Raw genomic sequence first — 19,114 nt, 5'->3', positions numbered from 1 at the left:
GCATCATGTCGCTTTCCCTCACGCCGTGGCTGCTGATCGGCTTTCTCGGCCAGGCCATGTTCACCATGCGCTTCCTGGTGCAATGGATTGCCAGCGAGCGGGCGCGGCGCTCGGTGGTGCCGGTCGCATTCTGGGGCTTCTCGCTCGCGGGCGGGCTGACGCTGCTCGCCTACGCCATCTACCGCCGCGACCCGGTGTTCATGGTCGGGCAGGCAGCGGGCCTGCTGATCTATGCCCGCAACATCTATTTCGTGCTGCGCGAGCGCGCCGGCCGCACCGTCGAGGAAGCCGGCGCCGAACCCGGCATTTGATTCCCGCAAGGCTGCCGATCCGGAGCGCGCTGCGACACGAATGACGCGCCCGGGGGAAAACCCCGGCCTTTATCCCCGCTTCATCCATCTTTCATCGGCGCTTCATCCGCATGCCCTTCTCTGGCCCCGGGTCGGGCGGCTGTGCGGAGAGGCGGGATGAGCGTGCTGAAGGCGGTCGTGGGGGCTGTCCACGACTTCTGTCGCGACAACACGGCGCTGGTCGTCTTCTATCTCACCATCGGCCTCTCGGCGCTGTTCATCATCGCGCCCTGCGTCGACCTCACGGTCACGCGGCAGTTCTACGTTCCCGGCGAGGGCTTCCCGCTCGCCCATATCGGCCTGCTGCGCGAATTGCGCTCGGCGGCCAGCGACCTTTCGGTCGGCTTCGTGGCGGTGCTCGGCATCGGGCTGGGGATGAAGCTGGTCTATCCGCTGCGCCCGTGCCTGTTCCCCCCGCGCTTCTCGCTCTATTTCGTCAGCCTCTACCTGCTCGGCCCGGCGCTGCTGGTGAACGGCGTGCTGAAGACCTTCTGGGGCCGGCCGCGACCGAAGAACGTCGCCGATTTCGGCGGCGACCTGTCCTTCGTCGACGCCTGGTCGATGGGCCAGCACCTGTTCGTGAACCGCTCCTTCGTCTCCGGCGAGGCGGCGATCGCCACCTGCCTGCTGCCGCTCGCGCTCTACGCGCCGCGCCCCTGGCGCCGCCCGGTGGGAGCGATGCTGGTCGTCGCCGTCGCCGTGGTGTCGATGAACCGGGTGGTGGCCGGCGCCCATTTCATGTCCGACATCACCATCTCGATCGGCCTGACGCTGACGCTCGCGGTCGCGCTGCGGCGGATCTTCCACGAGGACCACGCCGGGCTCTTCTCCAATGAGCGGCTGGAGGCCGAGCTGACGCGGATCGGGCTGGAATGGCGGGCGAACAGGTCCGCCCATGCGCGGGCGCTCGCCGCGCTGCTCTCCGGCGTCGGCCGGGGCCTGGAGCGCGGCGGAGCGGCGCTGGGCGCTCAGCTCGTGCCGGTGGGCGCGGCGGCATCGTCCGTGCTCGCCGCCGTCCTGCTGCTGCTGGCGCGGGTGTCGCTCCCGGCGGTCTCGTGGCCGTCATTCGGCTGGGCGGCGCCATTCCTGAGCGGGATCGCCGCGCCGCTGTCCTCGGCGATCAGCGGGACGATGGTGCGCTTCCTGAGCCAGGATACGCCGACGAGGTCGTAGATGCCGATCAGGGCGCGGCCGAGATTTGTGTATTTCGACTGCCCCGCGAGCCGGGGCCGGTCGCCGACCGGCGCATAGGCGACCTCGCGCCCGTAGCTGATGAACAGCGCCGGCAGGTAGCGGTGCATGCCGGAGAAGAAGGGCAGGCGCAGGAAGGCCTCGCGCCAGAACACCTTGATGCCGCAGCCCGTGTCCGGGCAGTCGTCCTTGAGCAGGAAGTCCCGCAGCCGGTTGGCGAGCAGCGAGGCGACGCGCCGCGAGCCGGTGGCCCGGCGCTTGGCGCGGATGCCCCCCACCAGCGCCGGGCCATCGGTGCCGGGCGCGGCGAGGCGGGCGAGCAGGGCAGGAATGTCGGCCGGATCGTTCTGCCCGTCGCCGTCCATGGTGGCGATGACCGGGAAACGCGCCGCGAGGATGCCGGTGCGCAGCGCCGCGCTCTGCCCGGCGCGGCTGGCGTGGCGCAGGTAGCGCAGCCCGTCGCGGGTCGCGGCGAGCGCCTTCACCTCGGCGCCGGTGCCGTCGTCGCTGCAGTCGTCGACGACGATGATCTCGCCGAGCTGGTCCGCCGGCACGGTCTGGAACGTCTCGCTGACCAGCCGGCCGATGTTGCCGGCTTCGTTGAGGGCAGGGATGACGATGGAAATGCGCATATTGTCTTGCTCCGGGCACTCACACCGACCGTGTCGGGACTTGGTGAAGCCGTGATGAAACCGACGGGCCCCTTGCGGAGTTATCTTGCGAAGACCGGCAAACGACCCGCCATGACTCGAACAGAATCCATTCAGGCCGCATTCATCTGCACCTCGGTAGCCTTAAAGCATGGGTCGTATCTTCGGAGGTTTAATACAATGAAGAAGATCATGATTGCGCTGACGACTGGCGTGATTGCCGTTACGTCAAGTCTAGCTCCTGCATCCGCGGCATCGTTCGGCTTGAATGCCGTTGCGGCACCCGCTTCCCAGATCGAAAAGGTCCGAGCGGTACGCTACGGCCCTCCCGGTCCTCACCGGGGGCGTGGCTATTACTACCACGGCGGCCGTCATTATTATAACGGATATCGCGGGTACAACTACTACCGTCCCGGCTACCGCAGCTATAATGGCTGGTGGTACCCGGCCGGCGCCTTCGCCGCCGGTGCGGTGATCGGCGGGGCGCTCGGTGCGGCGGCTGCGGCCCCGCGCTATGCGGCGCCCAGCGGCGGCAATGCGCACATCGCGTGGTGTGAGAACCGCTATCGCTCCTACCGGGTCTCGGACAACACGTTCCAGCCCTATAACGGGCCGCGCCAGCAGTGCGTCTCGCCCTACTGAGCGATCGCCCGAACCCGTCATTGACGTGACACTGGAGCCCGGTTCCCGCCGGGCTCCAGCCATGTCGGGAGGGTGCCTTGCCTTCTGTGTGAAACGTCCGCCCGCGGCCGACAAGGCCATTGCGGGATGAGGCCTTTCTCCAGCACTATGACGCGCGCGGCGACGCCGTTGCCGGGGGCGGGGGGAAGGTGGATGACGGCCGAGCTCGCGCGCGCTGCCGTCAGCGCGGTGGCGACCCGCGTCGCGCTGCGCGAGGGCGCCGAGGCGCCGTTCGCCGACTGGCAGGCCGCCTTCGCGCGCCATGCCTCGTCCTTCGAGGGTTTCCTCAGCATCGAGTTCATTCCCGCCTATGCCCGCGCGACGCGCTGGCAGGTGATCCAGCGCTTCCGCACGCATGCCGCGCTCGAGGGCTGGATGGGCGATGCCGGCCGGGTCGCGCTCCTCGCCGGCCTGGCGCCGATGGGCGAGGACGGTGACGTGCCGATCGTCGAGGAGGCGGCCCCGGACTTCCACGCCGCCGCCGCGGTGACGGAGGTCATCACCACCACCGTCGCCCCGGGGCGTGAGGCCGAGTTCCTCGGCTGGAGCGAGGCCATGCAGGCCGCGCAGGCGCGCTTTCCCGGCTATATGGGCACGCTCGTGCAGGCCCCGCTCTCATCCGAAATCCCCTGCTGGACCGCCCTGGTCCGCTTCGACACGCCGGCCGCGCTCGACGGCTGGATGAACTCGCCCGAGCGCGGCGCGCTGCTCGGCCGGGCCGACCCCGCCATGTCGCACTGGCACAGCCGGCGCCTCGCGGCGGGCTTCGGCGAGTGGTTCTCCCCGCAGGCCGGCGGCGCCCCGGCATGGAAGCAGACGGCGCTGGTGCTGATGGTGCTGTTTCCGGTGGTGATGCTGGAGATCCGCTTCCTCGCCCCGCATCTGGCCGGTCTTCCCGTCGCGGTGGCGACCTTCGTCGGCAATGCGATCAGCGTGGCGCTGGTGTCCTGGCCGCTGGTCGGGCTGGCGCGCGCCGGCATGGGATGGTGGCTGCGGCCCACGGAAGGGCACCGCGCGCGCATCGAGGCGCTGGGGGCGGCGGCGGTGCTGACGATCTATGCCGGCGAACTGGGCTTGATGTCGCTGCTGTTCCTGTGAGGATCACGGCGCGGACGTGCAGCACCCCTGTCAACGAGGAACCCGAAATGACCGCCGACGACGAGAAGTTCATGAGCCGGGCCATCGCGCTCTCCGAAAAGACCGCGCTGGTCGACAGCGCCGGCGGGGTGTTCGGCTGCGTCATCGTGCAGGATGGCGAGATCATCGGCGAGGGCGCGAACCGCGTCGTGGCCGAGAACGACCCGACCTGGCACGGCGAGATGGAAGCGATCCGCAAGGCCTGCAAGAAGGTCGGCAGCTTCAAGCTGCCCAACTCCACGCTCTACACCAGCGCCGAACCCTGCCCGATGTGCATGGCGGCCTGCTACTGGGCCGGCATCGAGCGCGTCTTCTATGCCTCCACCAATGCGGACGCGCTGGAATACGGCGACTTCGACGACAGCATGATCTACGAGGAGCTCCGCAAGCCCACCGCCGAGCGCTCCATCACCTGCGTGCAGATCATGCAGCCCGAGGCGGTCGAGGTGTGGAAGAAGTACAAGAACAAGGTCGACCGCGTGCCCTATTGAGGCGGTCGGCAGGGTCGGCCCCGCCATCTTCGGGCTCGAAGCTCGAGCGGGGCGGCCGGGCCTTCGTCCAGCCCCCGGCAACGGGCGATGCGCGCCTTGCGGCCAAAGCGCGGGCGAGGGCTCGCGCGTGCCGGCGAGCGGTACTTTCATTTCGTCCTGCGCGCCCGGAACAAGGACCAGGGTCCCGCGTTTGCCTTCTTCAAAACGAAAACAAATCGGCCCGAATCCATCGGGACCGTCTCCGGGAGACATCCCATGCCTACCACCGTGCTGGCCGGGAGCGGATGGCTGCGCACGGCCTTCGCTTCCTCGACTGCCGATTACGAGATCACCCTGCGCCGTCCCGACACGGCCGGTGCCCCCTCCTTTGCCGAGGGCGTGCTGCGGGCGGAGGTGACGATCATGATCGAGGCGCGCGCCGCGCGCCGCGCCACGCTGGTGCTGGCTTCCGAGCGCTCGGCGCCGATCGAGATTCGCGATCTCACCCCGGCCGGACTTACGTTCCGCCTGCTCCATCCCGAGCGGCTCTCGCGGGAAAAGGACGGGCGGTAGAATATCGCCGCCCTTATGCGCACTAGTGGGCAGTGAGGGTGCGACGAAAGAATTAATCTTCACGAAATGAAGAGGATTGAAGCGACAGCCCGCGCCCTGTGCGCGGTCGATTTGCAGGGCGTGGGCTATTCGGGAGAGGAACTGGCGACTCTCGTCGATCAGTACTGGCCGGTTATCGCCGCCGAGATCTACCAGGGACAGACCGTCGAAGGCGAATGGCCGTTCTCGGCGGAGGAGATCGACCACCTCACCGAGCGCTACCGCCACGTGGTGCGGACGCAATGATCTCCGCCCCTTGCGCCGTCCGGGCTTTCGACGCCCGGGAGGCGGAATACGATGTCCGGGCCGAGGTGCGCTCGCGCATCCGGCATTAGGCAGACATCGGGTATCGTGTTAACGTTGTTTCTTCCGGCCGTGATCGATCGTCCCGCCTCCAATCGGGACCACGCGGCGGACCCGGCCCGGCAGTTCTGCCGGCGGCCCGGAGGGCGGTAGCGGCCGATTGCCGTGCCCGTGACGAAGCGCCCGCCGGGCGTGTAGCCGTGCATCGGGCTCACCTACCCACGCCGGGCGCTCGCCGGCGGCAACGCTTCGATTGAAACAATGGACAAATCCGAGCAGCGGGCTCGGGCTCAGTGCGAGCTCGACCTGCGACGCGCCCGCGTTGCGGAAGCGGACATACCTGCCCTGGTGGAACGCCTGTGGCCGGCTGTCGCGATTGAGATGAATGGCGGTGCGGTCGACCCGAGAGGACCGACGCCGCCACCTGACACGCGCGAACGAATGGAAGAATTCCGCCGGCTGCAGCGCTGACTGACAATGACCGGCCTCGCGGGAATCGTCGCGGCGCCTTCTCCCTTTCCCGACGGCCCACCCGCCACGCCCCCTTCGCGCGCGCTCGACGCCGCAAGGGGCGGCGAGTCACCTGCCATCCCTGGAATGCGGTCTGGGCTTCGTTAGAGCCTGGGGAATCGACCCGCCGCGCGGCACGTGAGGCTGGCAGCGTGCTTGCGGGCGCGCATGACGATCTCCAGGAGCCATCCGCACGCGGCCTCGGTCCGGATGCCCGCATGCGAGCGCACCGGTTGCCGAGCGAGGCGGCCCGCTTCGTCCGCCGAAGCCGATTATCCGGAAGGGGTTGGCCGACGCGCGGCGGGACAGGCAGACATATCGGCGACAGCGATGAGAATGGCCCCGATCTGCCGTAGCGGACGCTGGAGGCGTGGTGAGATCTCCGCCCGGTAAGTCCGGTAATAGCGCTCGTATTCACCCGGACGTTTAGAGATTTTCGCGGGTTCGATTTGGATATAAGCTGTCGGCGCGAAGAATGAGCCGACAACAGGCGCGGCATCTCCACGGGGGGTGTTATGAAGACGCTTTGTCTCGCGGTCAGCCTCGTACTCGCCAGCTTCGGCGCGACGGGCGCGAGCGCTCAGGGAACGGGTTCCGATACACTTCAACCGGACCGCACGGTGCTGCCGATGCCGCTTCCGCCATTTGGCGGCACCATCGGCGAGACCTACAAGGAATCGACGGCGGACTGGCCGAAGCTTCCAACGCCGCCGCAAGGGGCGCCCAATGTGGTGCTCATCCTGCTCGACGATGTCGGCTACGGGCAGACGAGCACGTTCGGCGGACCCGTGCCGACCCCCTCCCTCGATGCGCTCGCCGCCGAGGGGCTCCGTTTCACCGAGTTCCACACCACCGCCATCTGCGGGCCCTCCCGCGCGTCGCTGATCACGGGACGCAACCATCACAATTCGGGATCGGGCTTCCTGGCGGAATGGGCGACGGGCTATCCGAGCTATGACAACCTGATCCCGCGCAGCGCCGCGACGATCGGCTCGATATTGAAGTATAACGGCTATTCCACCGCGTGGTTCGGCAAGAACCACAACACGCCGGATTGGGAAAGCAGCGTCGTCGGGCCGTTCGACCGCTGGCCCACCGGCCTCGGCTTCGACTATTTCTACGGCTTCATCGGTGGAGAGACCAACCAGTACTATCCCGTCCTGTTCGAGAACACGACCGCGGTCGAGCCGGCCAGGTCGCCCGCTCAGGGCTACCATTTCATGACGGACATGACCGACAAGGCCATCGGTTGGATGCGCTATTCGAAGTCGGTCGCGCCGCAGAAGCCGTTCCTCCTCTATTTCGCTCCGGGAGCCGCCCACGCGCCCCACCAGCCGCCCACAGAGTGGCGCGACAAGTTCAAGGGGAAGTTCGACGCCGGATGGGACGCCATGCGGGACGAGACCTTCAAGCGCCAGCTCGCCCTGGGTGTGGTCCCGCCCGGGACCAGGCTCACGGCGCGCCCGGACTGGGCGCGGCCGTGGAACAGCCTGACCGACACCCAGCGCAAGGTCTATGCCGCGTTCATGGAGAACTATGCCGGCTATCTCGCCTTTACGGACCATGAGGTAGGCCGGCTGGTCGATGCCATCCACGCCTTGCCGGACGCCGACAACACGCTCGTCATCTACATCGTCGGCGACAACGGCGCGAGCTCGGAGGGCGGGTTCGACGGCACCGTCAACGAGGTGAAGATCTTCAACGGCTTCGCCAAGCAGGACCTTTCCGAGATCGCCGCGCATCTCGACGAACTCGGCGGCCCCAAGACAGAGCCTCACTATCAGGTGGAATGGGCCTGGGCAGGCAACACGCCGTTCCAGTGGGTCAAGCAGGTCGCCTCCCATCTCGGCGGGACCCGCAATCCGATGGTGGTCTCCTGGCCCGCGCGCATCCGCGATACCGGAGGAATCCGGCCGCAGTTCACCCATCTGATCGACGTCCTGCCGACCGTGCTGGAGGCGGCGCACCTGCCGGCGCCGAAGAGCGTGGACGGAATCGAGCAGAAGCCCATGGATGGCGTGTCGTTCCTCTCGACATTCGAGAGCGCCGAGGCGCCGGAGGTGCGGACCCGGCAATATTTCGAGGTGTTCAGCAACCGGTCGATCTATGACGGCGGCTGGAAGGCGAATGCCCAGCACACCTTGCCCTGGCGCCAGGACTACGCGCCCGGCAACTGGAATCTCGATCGCTGGGAGCTTTACAACCTCAATGAAGACTACAGCGAGTCCGTCGATCTGGCGGCCGAGATGCCGGACAAGCTCAAGGAGATGAAGGCACTCTTCAGGGAGGAGGCGGACAAATACCACGTCTATCCCCTCGACGACCGCGGCGCCCAGCGGCTCCTCGAGCCCAAGCCGACGCCCTCGGACCCCGGCCGCACGCATTTCGTCTTCTATGCCGGTGCCACGCGGCTCGCCGAGACCGCCGCGCCCAACACCAAGAACAAGTCGCACACCATTACGGCCGGGATCGAGGTGCCGCAGGACGGTGCGGAAGGGATCATCGTCGCGGAAGGCGGCATTTCCTCCGGCTTTGCGCTGTTCGTGCGCGAAGGAAAGCTCGTCTACCACTACAACTGGTTCGACGAGGATCGCAGCGAGATCGTCTCGGCCGAGCCGGTGCCCGCGGGCAAGTCCACCGTCCGGATGGACTTCGCCTATGACGGCGCTTCGGGCGAGACGGGGAAGGGCGGGACCGTGACGCTCCATGTGAACGACCGGCAGGTCGGCAGCGGCCCCGTGCACAAGACGGTGCCCGGCCGCTTCGGCATCGAAACGTTCGGCATCGGCGAGGACAGCGGATCGCCCGTGGCGAACAGCTACCAGCCGCCCTTCCGCTTCACCGGCGGCATCGACGAGGTGGTCATCGACCTCAAATAACGCCCCGTCGGCGCGCGGGTGCGCGACGTATACCGCTAGCAGGATTCGGGACTTATGACGGCCCGCGCCGCTCAGACGCCTTCGACAATTCGAATGTCGCGCTCGGCGCCATTTCCCAGCGCCTTCAACGCTTCCTGATAGGCAGCGCCGTCGTGAGCTGCCCTGGCGTGATCGACGGAATCGAACTCGATCACCACCGTGCGCTGTTGCAGGCCGTCTTCATAGACGTGGCTGGGCACCCCGCGCACCAAGATCCGCCCGCCCGCAGCGACGATCGCGGGACCGCTCAGCTTGGCATAGGCGGCCAGTGCATCGGGATCACTGACGGAGCGATAGGTCGCCACCCAATAGGCCTTCGCCATGGACATGTCCCCACTTGGCTGATCGAGTTTCGCGGGGACTATACGCCATGGCGGTCGCGCGAAAGAAGTCCGCGCGACCGTTGTGGGTGAGTAGCGGCCGCGGAGGCGACCGGCGGGCGATGTCGCTGGGCGGATGAAGACGTGCGCGGCGTTCGTCGCCGCGCCGAAACTCCATCGAAAACCTCACTTCAGCGACAAGGCCAGTCCGCTCAGATCAAGGCTGACGATGACGCCCTTCTGCTCGCCGCTCAGCTCCAGAATGGCGCCGTTCTGGTTGGTCAGGACGACGACTTGCGCGCCCTTCCCGAGCGCGGCGCCGGCGCCGCCCTGGGCATAGACACCGGCAATGTCAGACGGGCGTCGGATATTCTTGACCGTCCCGTGCAGGCGAGTCTCCGAAGCGCCGAAGGTGAAGCCATAGCTCAGCCCTCCGACCGAGAGCGGATATTTGCGGCCCTGAAACGTCAGCACGCCGTCTCCGGCCGATCCGCCGACCACGAAGCCGGCCTTCACGAGACGAATGCTGATCGAGCCTTCAGCGGCATTCGCCAAGGATGCGGCGCCGATGAGCGTCGCCAATGCGAGAAGCCCGACCTTTAGTACCGACAGGATTTTCATCGACGATACCCTCCCAACTAGAACGATGCGCCAAGTTGCGCATCGCTAGACAACGCCAACGCCGGTGTTTCGTTGCTCGCCAACCGCGAGAACGAATGCCTTTTCGCCGGGCAGGAATCATGGCGCGTGTGCGCCTCCCGCGCCGGCGGCTCGTTATGGCAGCGGTAAATCCGCACGGCAACCATGAGGGAGCGGACATGACGGACGTCTACTGATGGGGCTGCCAAAGGTGCCGGCGATCACTGCCAAAGGCACCGGCGCGCCATACTCCCCCGTCCGGGACGCCCGAGGAGGGTACTTGGTAGCGGGAGAGGGACTTGAACCCCCGACCCCAGGATTATGATTCCCGTGCTCTAACCAGCTGAGCTACCCCGCCACGACGAACCGGCCGGGGCCGATCCGCGAAGTGGCGCGATATAAGGAATGGGCCGGGACGGTGTCAAGGCGCGTGCGCGCGATGCCCACGCCCTTGGCGTCGGTCGAGGCGACGCGTGCCATGGACAAGCGCCGTCGACGCGTGCGGGCGGCGCGTCCGCCGGCTTTCCGCGCCCGCCCGCGACACGCCTCACCAGTGCGACGAGGCGGGATCGCCCGCGCGCACCTCGGCGATGCGCCGGCGCGTGGCGCCGGTCGTCGCTTCCGGCAGGGCGTCGGGCGGGAAGAAGCCGACCTCCACAATCTCGCGGTTCGGCACCTGCGGCGTGCCCGCGACGAAGTGCTCCACCACATAGACCGCCACATGGTCGCGGCCGGCGAGGTTTGTGTTGAGCAGCAGCCCGTGCAGGCGCACCGGGCCGGCGATCGTCACCGCCGTCTCCTCCAGCAGTTCGCGCGCCAGCGCCTCCTCGGCGGTCTCGCCGACATCGACGCCGCCGCCCGGCAGGTGCCAGCCGGCGACATAAGAATGGCGCAGCAGCAGGACCCGGCCCGCCTCGTCGACCACCACCGCGCGCACGCCGAGCGTGATGCCATGGGCGAGGCGGCGCCAGCCATGGACGACCCGGGTGAACAGGCGCGGCCTTCCCCAGCGCGGTCCCAGCGCCGGGGCGGGCGCCGCCGAACCCGCCTCACGCAAAGGCGCAAGCGGGCGGCCTTCCTCCGGCCCGGTGGGGCTGATAAGGAAACCCTCGTGTTCGTTCTCGCCCATCTCACCGACGCCCATCTCGGTCCCCTGCCGCGCGCCCGCTTCGCCGAGCTCGCCGGCAAGCGCGCGCTTGGCGTCATCAACTGGCGACGCGGCCGCCAGCACCGATTCAACATCGCCACGATCGATCTGCTGGTCGCCGACATCAAGGCGATGGCGCCCGACCATATCGCGGTCACGGGCGATCTGGTGAATGTCGGCCTCGCCGCCGAATTCCAGACCGGGCTCAACTTCCTCAAGACGCTGGGCGAGGGGAAGGACGTCACCGTCGTGCCGGGCAATCACGACGCCTATGTCCGCTCCACCGCGCATCACGCGCTGCTGAACTGGGGCGACTACATGCGCGGCGACGGCGTCAATGGCGACGTCACGGCGCAGAACGCCTTTCCCTTCGTGCGCCGGCGCGACGGCGTGGCGCTGGTCGGCGTCTCGACCGCCGTGCCGACGCATCCCTTCATGGCGACCGGCCGGGTCGGCACCGGCCAGCGCGAGCGGCTCGGCCACATACTCGACGGGCTCGCCCAGGAGGGACTGTTCCGGGTCGTGCTGATCCACCATCCGCCCTGCGGCCTGCGCGGGGCGCACAAGCGGCTGATCGACGGCGAGAAGGTGCGCGCGGTGCTCGCCCGGCACGGCGCGGAGCTCGTCATCTGCGGCCACGACCATGTGCCGATGGTCGAGATGCTTCCCGGCCCCAATGGCGGCCTGATCCCGGTGGTCGAGGCGCCGTCCTTCGCGGCGGGGCCGGAGGATCGCCACTGGCCCGGCGGCTACAATCTCTACCGCATCGAGCGGCTGCCGGACGCCAGCTTCCCGTGGCGCTGCACCATGGAAGCGCGCGGCTTCAAGAGCGGCGAGGTCGACGTCGACACCCGCACCGTCCGCGTGCTCAGCTCCGTTACCGGCGCCTCCTGAACCTGCGGGCGCGACGCCCTCAGCGCAGCGTGACGTTGACGCCCAGCGCCGTCGCCGCGGCGAAGGCGATCGCTCCGAGAATGAGCCCGAGCACGAACACGCCGAAGCGCCCGCCGCGCGCCGGCTCGGCCGGGGAGGGCGCGGGCGCGGGGTGGTGCGGTGCGGGGCGCGGGGCGATGTCGTCGGGTGCCGAGCTCGCCACCAGCGCCTGCTCGCGGGCGACCAGGCGGCGGGCGACATAGCGCGTCACCGCCTCGGCGATGTCGCGCGGGTCGGCGCTCTCCGCCAGCACCCGGCGCCCGGCGCGCGTGTCCTGCAGGAAGCGATAGGTGCGCCGGTCGCGCCCCAACGCGATATGGGCGACCATGTCGACGAACAGGCGAGGGGTCTCGCCCGGCATCAGGCCGCGGTCGAACAGGTCGGCATGCTCGGGCGGCACCTCGGCGAAGATCGGGTCCAGCAGCTCGTTGAGCATGGAAAGTCGCGCCAGGCTGGCGTCGCGCAGCTCCACGATCACGCCGGAGCGTTCTGCCGCTTCCTGCCGCGCGGAGCGCAGCGCCTCGCGAAGCGACAGTCCGGTCGCGTCGCCGCGCGTGCGGTCGGCATCGTCCATGGTGGAAACCCCCGCCCCGAATCCCGGCGCCCGAATCCCGGCATCCGTGCGCCGGCCTCAAGCGTCATCCGCATAAACGATGGTAACACTGCGGCGGTTAATGGGCGGTTCGCGCACGGTGAGGGCTGTGCGCGCCGTCGGCCGCCGCTAAGAAGCGTGCGGGAGCCGGGCCGGGGGAAAGCGAGCATATGGCGAGAAGCTTCGAGATCCCGCAGGACGCGGTGGCGCTGGAGGATTATGAGCGCCTCGCCCGCGAGCGCCTGAGCCCCGAGGCGTGGGCCTATTTCGCCGGCGGCGTGGCGGACGAGGTGAGCCTGCGCTGGAACCGCGAGGCGTTTGAGCGGCACGCGCTGGTGCCGCGCGTGCTCGCCGATTTCGCGGGCGGCGGCACCGCGCTGACTTTGTTCGGCCAGTCCTTCGCCCATCCCATAATGGTCGCGCCGACCGCGCATCACACGCTTGCCGCGCCCGAGGGCGAGCTCGGCACGGTGATCGGCGCCGGCGGGGCCAAGGCGGGGATGGTGGCGAGCACCGAATCCGATTTCACGCTGGAGGAGATCGCCGCGCGCGCCAGCGGCCCGCTCTGGTTCCAGCTCTACATCCAGCACGATCGCGGCTTCACCGCCGATCTGGTGCGCCGGGCCGAGGCGGCGGGCTATGGCGCGCTGGTGGTCACGGTCGACGCGCCGGTGCACAGCCTGCGCAACCGCGAGCAGCGCGCCGGCTACACGCCGCCCAAGCTTTCCGAGCACGCGAATCTGCGCGGGCTGCACACGGACTACGTCGCCCATGCGCCGCTGGGCGAAAGCCTGATGTTCCGCGGCTTTCTCGACGTCACCGCGCGCTGGGAGGACATCGCCCGGCTGCGCGCGCTCACCCGGCTGCCGGTGCTGCTGAAGGGCATCGTCAGCCCGCAGGACGCCGTGCGGGCGATCGAGGTCGGGGCGGACGGGATCATCGTCTCCAACCATGGCGGGCGGGTGCTCGACACCGTGCCGGCGAGCCTCGACGTGCTGCCCTCCGTCGCGCGGGCGGTGGCGGGCCGGGTGCCGGTGCTGCTCGACGGGGGAATCCGGCGCGGCACGGACGTGCTGAAGGCGCTGGCGCTCGGCGCCTCGGCGGTGCTGGTGGGGCGGCCCTGCCTCTACGGGCTCGCGGTCGCCGGGCCGGCGGGCGTCGCCCATGTGCTGCACCTGCTGCGCTGCGAGCTGGAGATCGCGATGGTGCTCACCGGCTGCGCGCGGCTGCAGGAGATCGGCCCGCAGGTGCTGTGGCGCGAGGCTCAGTAGAGCGTTTCGCGGTAGCGCGCGAGCATCTCCGCCTGCGTCTCCGCGGTGGCGAGGCCGAGCTGGTCGCGCAGCATCTCGCCTATGCTGGGCAGGCTCGCGCGCGGCGTGAAATGCGCCGGGTCCCAGGCGTGCGAGCGCATGAACGCCTTGGCGCAGTGTAGATAGGCTTCCTCGACCGTGACGCGCAGCACCGTCGCCGGGCGCCGGCCCTCGACCTCGAACCGGGCGGCGAGGGCATCGTCGTCATGGATCTCGGCGGTGCCGTTGACGCGCAGCGTCTCGTCGACGCCCGGCACCAGGAAGAGCAGGCCGAGCGAGGGGTTGGCGAGCAGGTTGATGAGCGTGTCGAGCCGGTTGTTGCCGGGCCGGTCGGGGATCAGCAGCGTGTGCGGGTCCTCGACCGCGACGAAGCCCGGCGCGTCGCCGCGCGGGGTGACGTCGGCCCGCCCGTCGGCGCCGAAGCTCGCCATCATCACCAGCGGCGACAGGCCGACGAAGTGGCGGCAATGCGTATCGAGCGCGGGCAGGACCTTCAGCCGGCTGCGCTCGCGCGGCGCGGCATAGCGGGTGCGAAGCTCGTCGAGGCTGGTGATGCGCGCCATGGGACCCCCTTCAGTTCTTCACCACGAGCTGGACCCGATCGGCGGCGAAGCGAGCCCGTGAATACTGGATCGGGCGGCGCTGCGCATCGCCGTTGATCGAATCGACCACCAGCACCGTGCGCCCGGCCGGCAGGCTGAGCAGGCGGCGCTCCTCCTCGTCGGCGGGGCGGGCGGTGACGCGGGTCTCGAGCCGGCGGTAGTCGCCGAGGCCGAGCGTCTCCAGCGCGCGCGTCACCGAGCCGGTGGCGGCCACCACGAGGTCGAGGTCGCGGCATCGCTCGGCGTCGTACCAGTGGCTGCCGACGGTGAGCGGCACGCCGTCCGCCTCGCGTACCATGTCGACACGCAGCACCTCCGCGCCCGGGGGCAGGCGCAGCGCCTCGGCGATCTCGGGCGTCGCCACCTCGATGCGCGAGCCGACCAGCTTGCCGCCCGGGGCGCGCCCCTCGCGCGAGACGATCTCGGAGAAGCGGGTGCGCGCGGCGATCGGGTAGCGCAGGGGTGGCTCCTTGATAAAGGTGCCGCGGCCCGGCGTCGCCTCGATCAGTCCCTGCTCGGTGAGCATGGCCAGCGCGCGGCGCAGCGTGTGGCGGTTCACGCCGAAACGCTCGGCCAGCTCCACCTCGGGCGGCAGCCGCACGCCCGGTGCGAGCCGGCCGTCGGCGATGTCGGCCTCGATGCGCTCGACGATCTGCTTCCACAGCGCGACGCCGGTGCCGCGCGCGACGTCGTCGAGCGGATCGGCGGAAGGCAGGCCCGCATCGAGAGGGGCCGTCATCGGCACGTCGTCGCTGGCGCTCATTCTGGGCTCATCCGGTTCGATCGGTCTTGCCTGTTTGTATAGATCATTATACAAATAGGTCGACAAGTAAACGCCTCTCTCCAAGTGCGTTCCGGATGCCGATGACCTTTCCCGAGCCAAAATCCAGTGATGCCGGCGCGTTTCGTGCTGCGCGCCAGAGCGCCATGGGGCTGCTCGCCCGCGCCGAGCCGGACGAGCTCGACGCGATTCTCGCCACGCTCGCCCCGGTGCCGGCGGCGACCGACCTGCGCACGCCCGAGGTCGGGCTGGTCATGCTGCGCGGGCGCACGGGAGGCGACGGCGCGCCCTTCAATCTCGGCGAGGCGAGCCTCGCCCGGGCGGCGATCCGCCTCGAGGGCGGCGCGACCGGCTTCGCCTACCGGCTCGGGCGCGACGCGCAGTCCGCGCGCCGGGCCGCCATCGTCGATGCGCTCTGGCAGGACGAGGGCCGCCGCCCGGCGGTGGAGGCGGCACTGGCCCCGGTGCGCACCCGGCTCGCTTTGCGTCGCGCCGGCGTGGAGGCCGAGACCGCCGCCACCAAGGTCGACTTCTTCACCCTCGTGCGCGGGGAGGACTGACATGCCGGCCGCTCTCGCCCTCGGCTTCCGCGATCCGGTGTTCGACGCGCAGGCGAGCTTCCGCGCCGCGATGTGGGCGCTGGCGCGGCCGGGCACGCCGTGCCCGCTGGACGTTGCGCTCGCCCCGCCCGCACCGCTCGCCCCGGAGGCGGCCGCGCTGGTGCTGGCGCTGTGCGACTATGAGACCCCGCTCTGGCTCGACGCGCCGCTTTCGGCGGTGCCGGAGGTGGCGGCGTTCCTGCGCTTCCACGCCGGCGCGCCGCTCGTCGGCGAGCCGGGCGAGGCCCGCTTCGCGCTGATCGCCGATCCGCGCGCGATGCCGGGCTTCGAGGCGTTCGCGCAGGGCACGCCGGAATTTCCCGATGCCTCGGCGACGCTGATCGTGCAGATCGAGGGCTTTACCGACGAGCACTTTACCGACGGCGGCTTCATGCTCGAAGGACCGGGCATCGAGGGGAGCGTCCGCTTCGGCGCCGCGCCGCTGCCGGCGGATTTCGTGGCGCGCATGGCGGCAAACCGGGCGCTGTTCCCGCGCGGGGTCGACCTGCTGCTGGCGGGCGCCGGCCATGTCGCCGGCCTGCCGCGCTCGGTCACGGTCGGGGAGGGCTAGCGCCATGTATGTCGCGGCCAAGGGCGGCGAGAAGGCGATCCGCAACGCACATGAGCTGCTGGCCCGGCGCCGGCGCGGCGACCGCACCTTGCCGGCGGTCACGCTGGAGCAGATCGCCTCCCAGCTCACCCTCGCGGTGGACCGGGTGATGGCGGAAGGCTCGCTCTACGACACGGCGCTGGCGGCGCTGGCGATCAAGCAGGCGCGCGGCGACCTGATCGAGGCGATCTTCCTCATCCGCGCCTTCCGCACCACCCTGCCGCGCTTCGGCAGCGCCCGGCCGCTCGACACGGGGGCGATGCTGGTGCGCCGGCGGGTTTCGGCCACGTTCAAGGACCTGCCGGGCGGCCAACTTCTCGGCCCCACCTTCGACTACACGCACCGCCTGCTCGACACCTCGCTCGCCGAGGCCGACGCCGGCGGCGCGGAGGAGGGCGCGCCGCCACCCGTCGCCGAACCGGCGCCGCCGATGCCGCGCGTCACCGACCTGATCGGCGCCGAGGGGCTGATCGAGCCCTCGCCGCGGGACGACGGCGCCGAGCCGTTCGACATCACCCGCGCGCCGGTGAGCTATCCGGTCGACCGCGCGACCCGGCTGCAGACGCTGGCGCGCGGCGACGAGGGCTATCTGCTGGCGCTCGGCTATTCGACCCAGCGCGGCTATGCCCGCTCGCACCCCTTTGTCGGCGAGATCCGCTTCGGCGAGGTCGAGGTGGTGCTGGACATTCCCGAGCTCGGCTTCGAGGTCTCGATCGGCGAGGTCGAGGTGACGGAGTGCCAGATGGTGAACCAGTTCAAGGGCTCGGCGCAGGTGCCGCCGCAGTTCACGCGCGGCTACGGCCTCGTCTTCGGCCAGTGTGAGCGCAAGGCCATGTCGATGGCGCTGGTCGAGCGGGCGCTGCGCTGGCAGGAGCTGGGCGAGGAGCCCGGCGCCCCGGCGCAGGACGAGGAGTTCGTGCTCTCCCACTGCGACAACGTGCAGGCGACCGGCTTCGTCGAGCACCTGAAGCTGCCGCACTATGTCGACTTCCAGGCCGAGCTCGACCTCGTGCGACGGATGCGGGCGGAGATCGCCGCCGAGCGCAAGGAGGCGGCCGAATGAGCGCCCCGCAGGTCGGCAGCATGCCCGACATCAGCTACAACTTCGCCTATCTCGACGAGCAGACCAAGCGCATGATCCGGCGCGCGATCCTGAAGGCGATCGCCATTCCCGGCTATCAGGTGCCCTTCGCCGCCCGCGAGATGCCGATGCCCTATGGCTGGGGCACGGGAGGCGTGCAGGTGACGGCGGCCGTGCTCGGCCCGGACGACGTGCTGAAGGTGATTGACCAGGGCGCGGACGACACGACGAACGCGGTGGCGATCCGCGGCTTCTTCGAGAAGACCGCAAAGGTCGCGACCACCACCTCGACCACCGAGGCCAGTATCATCCAGACCCGGCACCGCATTCCCGAGACCAGGCTGCGCGACGACCAGATCCTCGTCTATCAGGTGCCGATCCCCGAGCCGCTGCGCTTCCTCGAGCCGCGCGAGACCGAGACCCGCCAGCTCCACGCGCTCAGCGAATACGGGCTGATGCATGTGAAGCTCTACGAGGACATCGCCCGGCACGGCCACATCGCCACCACCTACGCCTATCCGGTGGAGGTGGCGGGGCGTTACGTGATGGACCCTTCGCCGATCCCGAAATTCGACAACCCGAAGATGGACGACTGCCCGGCGCTGCAGCTCTTCGGCGCGGGGCGCGAGAAGCGCATCTACGCCATCCCGCCCCACACCACGGTGCGCTCGCTCGACTTCGAGGACCATCCGTTCCGGGTGCAGCGCTTCGCCAGGCCCTGCGCGCTGTGCGGCGCGACGGGCGTCTATCTCGACGAGGTGCTCCTCGACGACCGCGGCGGGCGCATGTTCGTGTGCTCGGACACCGACTACTGCACCACGCGGCAGGAGGAGGGGCATCGCGGCGAGATGTCCCCGCCGGCGCGCGATGCGCAGGAGGACGCGGCATGAGCGCGCGCGTGGCCGACCTCCCGCTCCTCGTCGCCGAGGGGCTGTCGAAGGATTATGGCGCGCGCATCGGCTGCCGCGACGTCTCGCTCAAGATCTTCCCCGGCGAGGTGCTGGCGGTGGTGGGCGAGAGCGGCTCGGGCAAGTCGACGCTGCTCGGCCTGCTCTCCACCGAGCTGGCGCCGGATGCGGGGCGCGTGCGCTACCGGCTGCGCGACGGGCGGCTCGCCGACCTCGCCGGCCTCGGCGCGGCGGAAAAGCGGCTGCTAATGCGCACCGACTGGGGTTTCGTGCGCCAGAACGCGGCCGACGGCCTGCGCATGACGGTTTCCGCCGGCGGCAATGTCGGCGAGCGGCTGATGGCGGTGGGCTGGCGCAACTACGCCAGGATCCGCGCCGAGGCGACCGACTGGCTCGGCCGGGTCGAGATCGCCGCCGACCGTATCGATGACGACCCGCGCGCCTTTTCCGGCGGCATGCGCCAGCGCCTGCAGATCGCCCGCAACCTCGTCACCCGGCCGCGCCTCGTCTTCATGGACGAGCCGACCGGCGGGCTCGACGTCTCCGTGCAGGCGCGCCTGCTGGACCTGATCCGCTCGCTGGTCGCCGAGCTCGGGCTGGCGGTGGTGATCGTCACCCACGACCTTGCCGTGGCGCGGCTGCTCTCGCACCGCATGGTGGTGATGCGGCACGGGCGGGTGATCGAGACCGGGCTGACCGACCAGGTGCTCGACGACCCGCGCGAGCCCTATACGCAGCTCCTTGTGTCCTCGGTTCTGGCGGCGTGAGGC

The 19,114-nt window shown here is 69.6% G+C and carries 21 protein-coding genes, 1 tRNA gene and 1 pseudogene; 15 read left to right on the top strand and 8 right to left on the bottom strand.

What is annotated here, in order from left to right; all coding sequences use genetic code 11:
- Nucleotides 1-5: 5 nt before the first annotated feature.
- Both NVS89_RS02190 and NVS89_RS22895 read left to right on the top strand, forming a co-directional pair.
- On the top strand, nt 6-311 hold the full coding sequence (locus NVS89_RS02190) for a lipid-A-disaccharide synthase N-terminal domain-containing protein (protein ID WP_258731505.1): 306 nt from the start codon (nt 6-8) through the stop codon (nt 309-311).
- A 156-nt stretch (nt 312-467) separates the two neighbouring features.
- Nucleotides 468-1,145: pseudogene (locus tag NVS89_RS22895) on the top strand (phosphatase PAP2 family protein); the annotation flags it as partial.
- A 173-nt stretch (nt 1,146-1,318) separates the two neighbouring features.
- Here the strand turns inward: NVS89_RS22895 and NVS89_RS02180 are convergent.
- Nucleotides 1,319-2,173 carry a glycosyltransferase family 2 protein gene (locus NVS89_RS02180; protein ID WP_258730834.1) on the bottom strand — a complete coding sequence of 285 codons (855 nt, stop codon included), beginning with the start codon at nt 2,171-2,173 and terminating at the stop codon, nt 1,319-1,321.
- 198 nt (nt 2,174-2,371) lie between these two features.
- On the opposite strand from NVS89_RS02180, the gene NVS89_RS02175 reads away from it, so the two are divergent.
- The 6 genes from NVS89_RS02175 (at nt 2,372) to NVS89_RS02150 (ending at nt 8,783) form a co-directional block, all read left to right on the top strand.
- The gene (locus NVS89_RS02175; RefSeq protein ID WP_258730833.1) at nt 2,372-2,833 is read left to right on the top strand and encodes a BA14K family protein; all 462 of its coding nucleotides are present in this window, start codon (nt 2,372-2,374) and stop codon (nt 2,831-2,833) included.
- Between the two features lie 192 nt (nt 2,834-3,025).
- Nucleotides 3,026-3,970, top strand: a complete 945-nt coding sequence (locus tag NVS89_RS02170) for a putative antibiotic biosynthesis monooxygenase (RefSeq protein ID WP_258730832.1) — start codon at nt 3,026-3,028, stop codon at nt 3,968-3,970.
- Between the two features lie 47 nt (nt 3,971-4,017).
- The gene (locus NVS89_RS02165; protein WP_258730831.1) at nt 4,018-4,500 is read left to right on the top strand and encodes a nucleoside deaminase; all 483 of its coding nucleotides are present in this window, start codon (nt 4,018-4,020) and stop codon (nt 4,498-4,500) included.
- A gap of 255 nt (nt 4,501-4,755) precedes the next feature.
- Nucleotides 4,756-5,052, top strand: coding sequence for a hypothetical protein (locus tag NVS89_RS02160; protein ID WP_258730830.1), 297 nt, complete (start codon nt 4,756-4,758; stop codon nt 5,050-5,052).
- Between the two features lie 66 nt (nt 5,053-5,118).
- A complete protein-coding gene (locus tag NVS89_RS02155) occupies nt 5,119-5,337 on the top strand; it encodes a hypothetical protein (protein ID WP_258730829.1) in 219 nt (72 codons plus the stop codon).
- A 1,082-nt stretch (nt 5,338-6,419) separates the two neighbouring features.
- Complete coding sequence (locus NVS89_RS02150; protein ID WP_258730828.1) at nt 6,420-8,783, top strand: arylsulfatase; 2,364 nt, start codon at nt 6,420-6,422, stop codon at nt 8,781-8,783.
- Nucleotides 8,784-8,854: 71 nt separating this feature from the next.
- Here NVS89_RS02150 and NVS89_RS02145 read toward each other — a convergent pair whose 3' ends face one another.
- The 4 genes from NVS89_RS02145 to NVS89_RS02130 form a co-directional block, all read right to left on the bottom strand.
- Nucleotides 8,855-9,145: a DUF1330 domain-containing protein gene (locus NVS89_RS02145; protein WP_258730827.1), complete on the bottom strand. Its 291-nt coding sequence runs from the start codon at nt 9,143-9,145 to the stop codon at nt 8,855-8,857.
- Nucleotides 9,146-9,328: 183 nt separating this feature from the next.
- The gene (locus tag NVS89_RS02140) at nt 9,329-9,763 is read right to left on the bottom strand and encodes a lipid-binding SYLF domain-containing protein (RefSeq protein ID WP_258730826.1); all 435 of its coding nucleotides are present in this window, start codon (nt 9,761-9,763) and stop codon (nt 9,329-9,331) included.
- A gap of 299 nt (nt 9,764-10,062) precedes the next feature.
- Nucleotides 10,063-10,139 (bottom strand) — tRNA-Met (locus NVS89_RS02135).
- 189 nt (nt 10,140-10,328) lie between these two features.
- Entirely contained in the window at nt 10,329-10,802 is a 474-nt protein-coding gene (locus NVS89_RS02130; RefSeq protein WP_374114521.1) for an NUDIX domain-containing protein, read from the bottom strand.
- Between the two features lie 90 nt (nt 10,803-10,892).
- On the opposite strand from NVS89_RS02130, the gene NVS89_RS02125 reads away from it, so the two are divergent.
- Nucleotides 10,893-11,822, top strand: coding sequence for a metallophosphoesterase family protein (locus NVS89_RS02125; protein ID WP_258730825.1), 930 nt, complete (start codon nt 10,893-10,895; stop codon nt 11,820-11,822).
- Between the two features lie 19 nt (nt 11,823-11,841).
- On the opposite strand, the gene NVS89_RS02120 is transcribed toward NVS89_RS02125, so the two are convergent.
- Nucleotides 11,842-12,435 (bottom strand): hypothetical protein, encoded by a 594-nt coding sequence (locus tag NVS89_RS02120; RefSeq protein ID WP_258730824.1) that lies wholly within the window; start codon nt 12,433-12,435, stop codon nt 11,842-11,844.
- A gap of 188 nt (nt 12,436-12,623) precedes the next feature.
- Here NVS89_RS02120 and NVS89_RS02115 point away from each other — a divergent pair, with 188 nt between their 5' ends.
- Nucleotides 12,624-13,724, top strand: coding sequence for an alpha-hydroxy acid oxidase (locus tag NVS89_RS02115; RefSeq protein ID WP_258730823.1), 1,101 nt, complete (start codon nt 12,624-12,626; stop codon nt 13,722-13,724).
- On the opposite strand, the gene NVS89_RS02110 is transcribed toward NVS89_RS02115, so the two are convergent.
- Together NVS89_RS02110 and phnF are read right to left on the bottom strand one after the other, a co-directional pair.
- Complete coding sequence (locus tag NVS89_RS02110; protein ID WP_258730822.1) at nt 13,718-14,326, bottom strand: pyridoxamine 5'-phosphate oxidase family protein; 609 nt, start codon at nt 14,324-14,326, stop codon at nt 13,718-13,720. The genes NVS89_RS02115 and NVS89_RS02110 overlap by 7 nt on opposite strands.
- Before the next feature lie 10 nt (nt 14,327-14,336).
- Complete coding sequence (gene phnF / locus NVS89_RS02105; protein ID WP_258730821.1) at nt 14,337-15,128, bottom strand: phosphonate metabolism transcriptional regulator PhnF; 792 nt, start codon at nt 15,126-15,128, stop codon at nt 14,337-14,339.
- A gap of 101 nt (nt 15,129-15,229) precedes the next feature.
- On the opposite strand from phnF, the gene phnG reads away from it, so the two are divergent.
- The 5 genes from phnG to phnK are packed head-to-tail and all read left to right on the top strand — an operon-like array spanning nt 15,230 to nt 19,111.
- Nucleotides 15,230-15,706, top strand: coding sequence for a phosphonate C-P lyase system protein PhnG (gene phnG, locus NVS89_RS02100; RefSeq protein ID WP_258730820.1), 477 nt, complete (start codon nt 15,230-15,232; stop codon nt 15,704-15,706).
- A gap of 1 nt (nt 15,707) precedes the next feature.
- The gene (gene phnH, locus NVS89_RS02095; protein WP_258730819.1) at nt 15,708-16,316 is read left to right on the top strand and encodes a phosphonate C-P lyase system protein PhnH; all 609 of its coding nucleotides are present in this window, start codon (nt 15,708-15,710) and stop codon (nt 16,314-16,316) included.
- Nucleotides 16,317-16,320: 4 nt separating this feature from the next.
- Entirely contained in the window at nt 16,321-17,418 is a 1,098-nt protein-coding gene (locus NVS89_RS02090) for a carbon-phosphorus lyase complex subunit (protein WP_258730818.1), read from the top strand.
- Nucleotides 17,415-18,326, top strand: coding sequence for an alpha-D-ribose 1-methylphosphonate 5-phosphate C-P-lyase PhnJ (locus tag NVS89_RS02085; protein ID WP_309486514.1), 912 nt, complete (start codon nt 17,415-17,417; stop codon nt 18,324-18,326). The genes NVS89_RS02090 and NVS89_RS02085 overlap by 4 nt, the downstream gene beginning before the upstream one ends.
- A complete protein-coding gene (phnK, locus tag NVS89_RS02080; RefSeq protein ID WP_258730817.1) occupies nt 18,323-19,111 on the top strand; it encodes a phosphonate C-P lyase system protein PhnK in 789 nt (262 codons plus the stop codon). The genes NVS89_RS02085 and phnK overlap by 4 nt, the downstream gene beginning before the upstream one ends.
- The last annotated feature ends 3 nt before the right edge of the window (nt 19,112-19,114 follow it).

The organism is Ancylobacter mangrovi, from assembly GCF_024752355.1.
Classification (GTDB): Bacteria; Pseudomonadota; Alphaproteobacteria; order Rhizobiales; family Xanthobacteraceae; genus Ancylobacter; species Ancylobacter mangrovi.
This window is presented reverse-complemented; position numbering and strand designations above follow the sequence as displayed.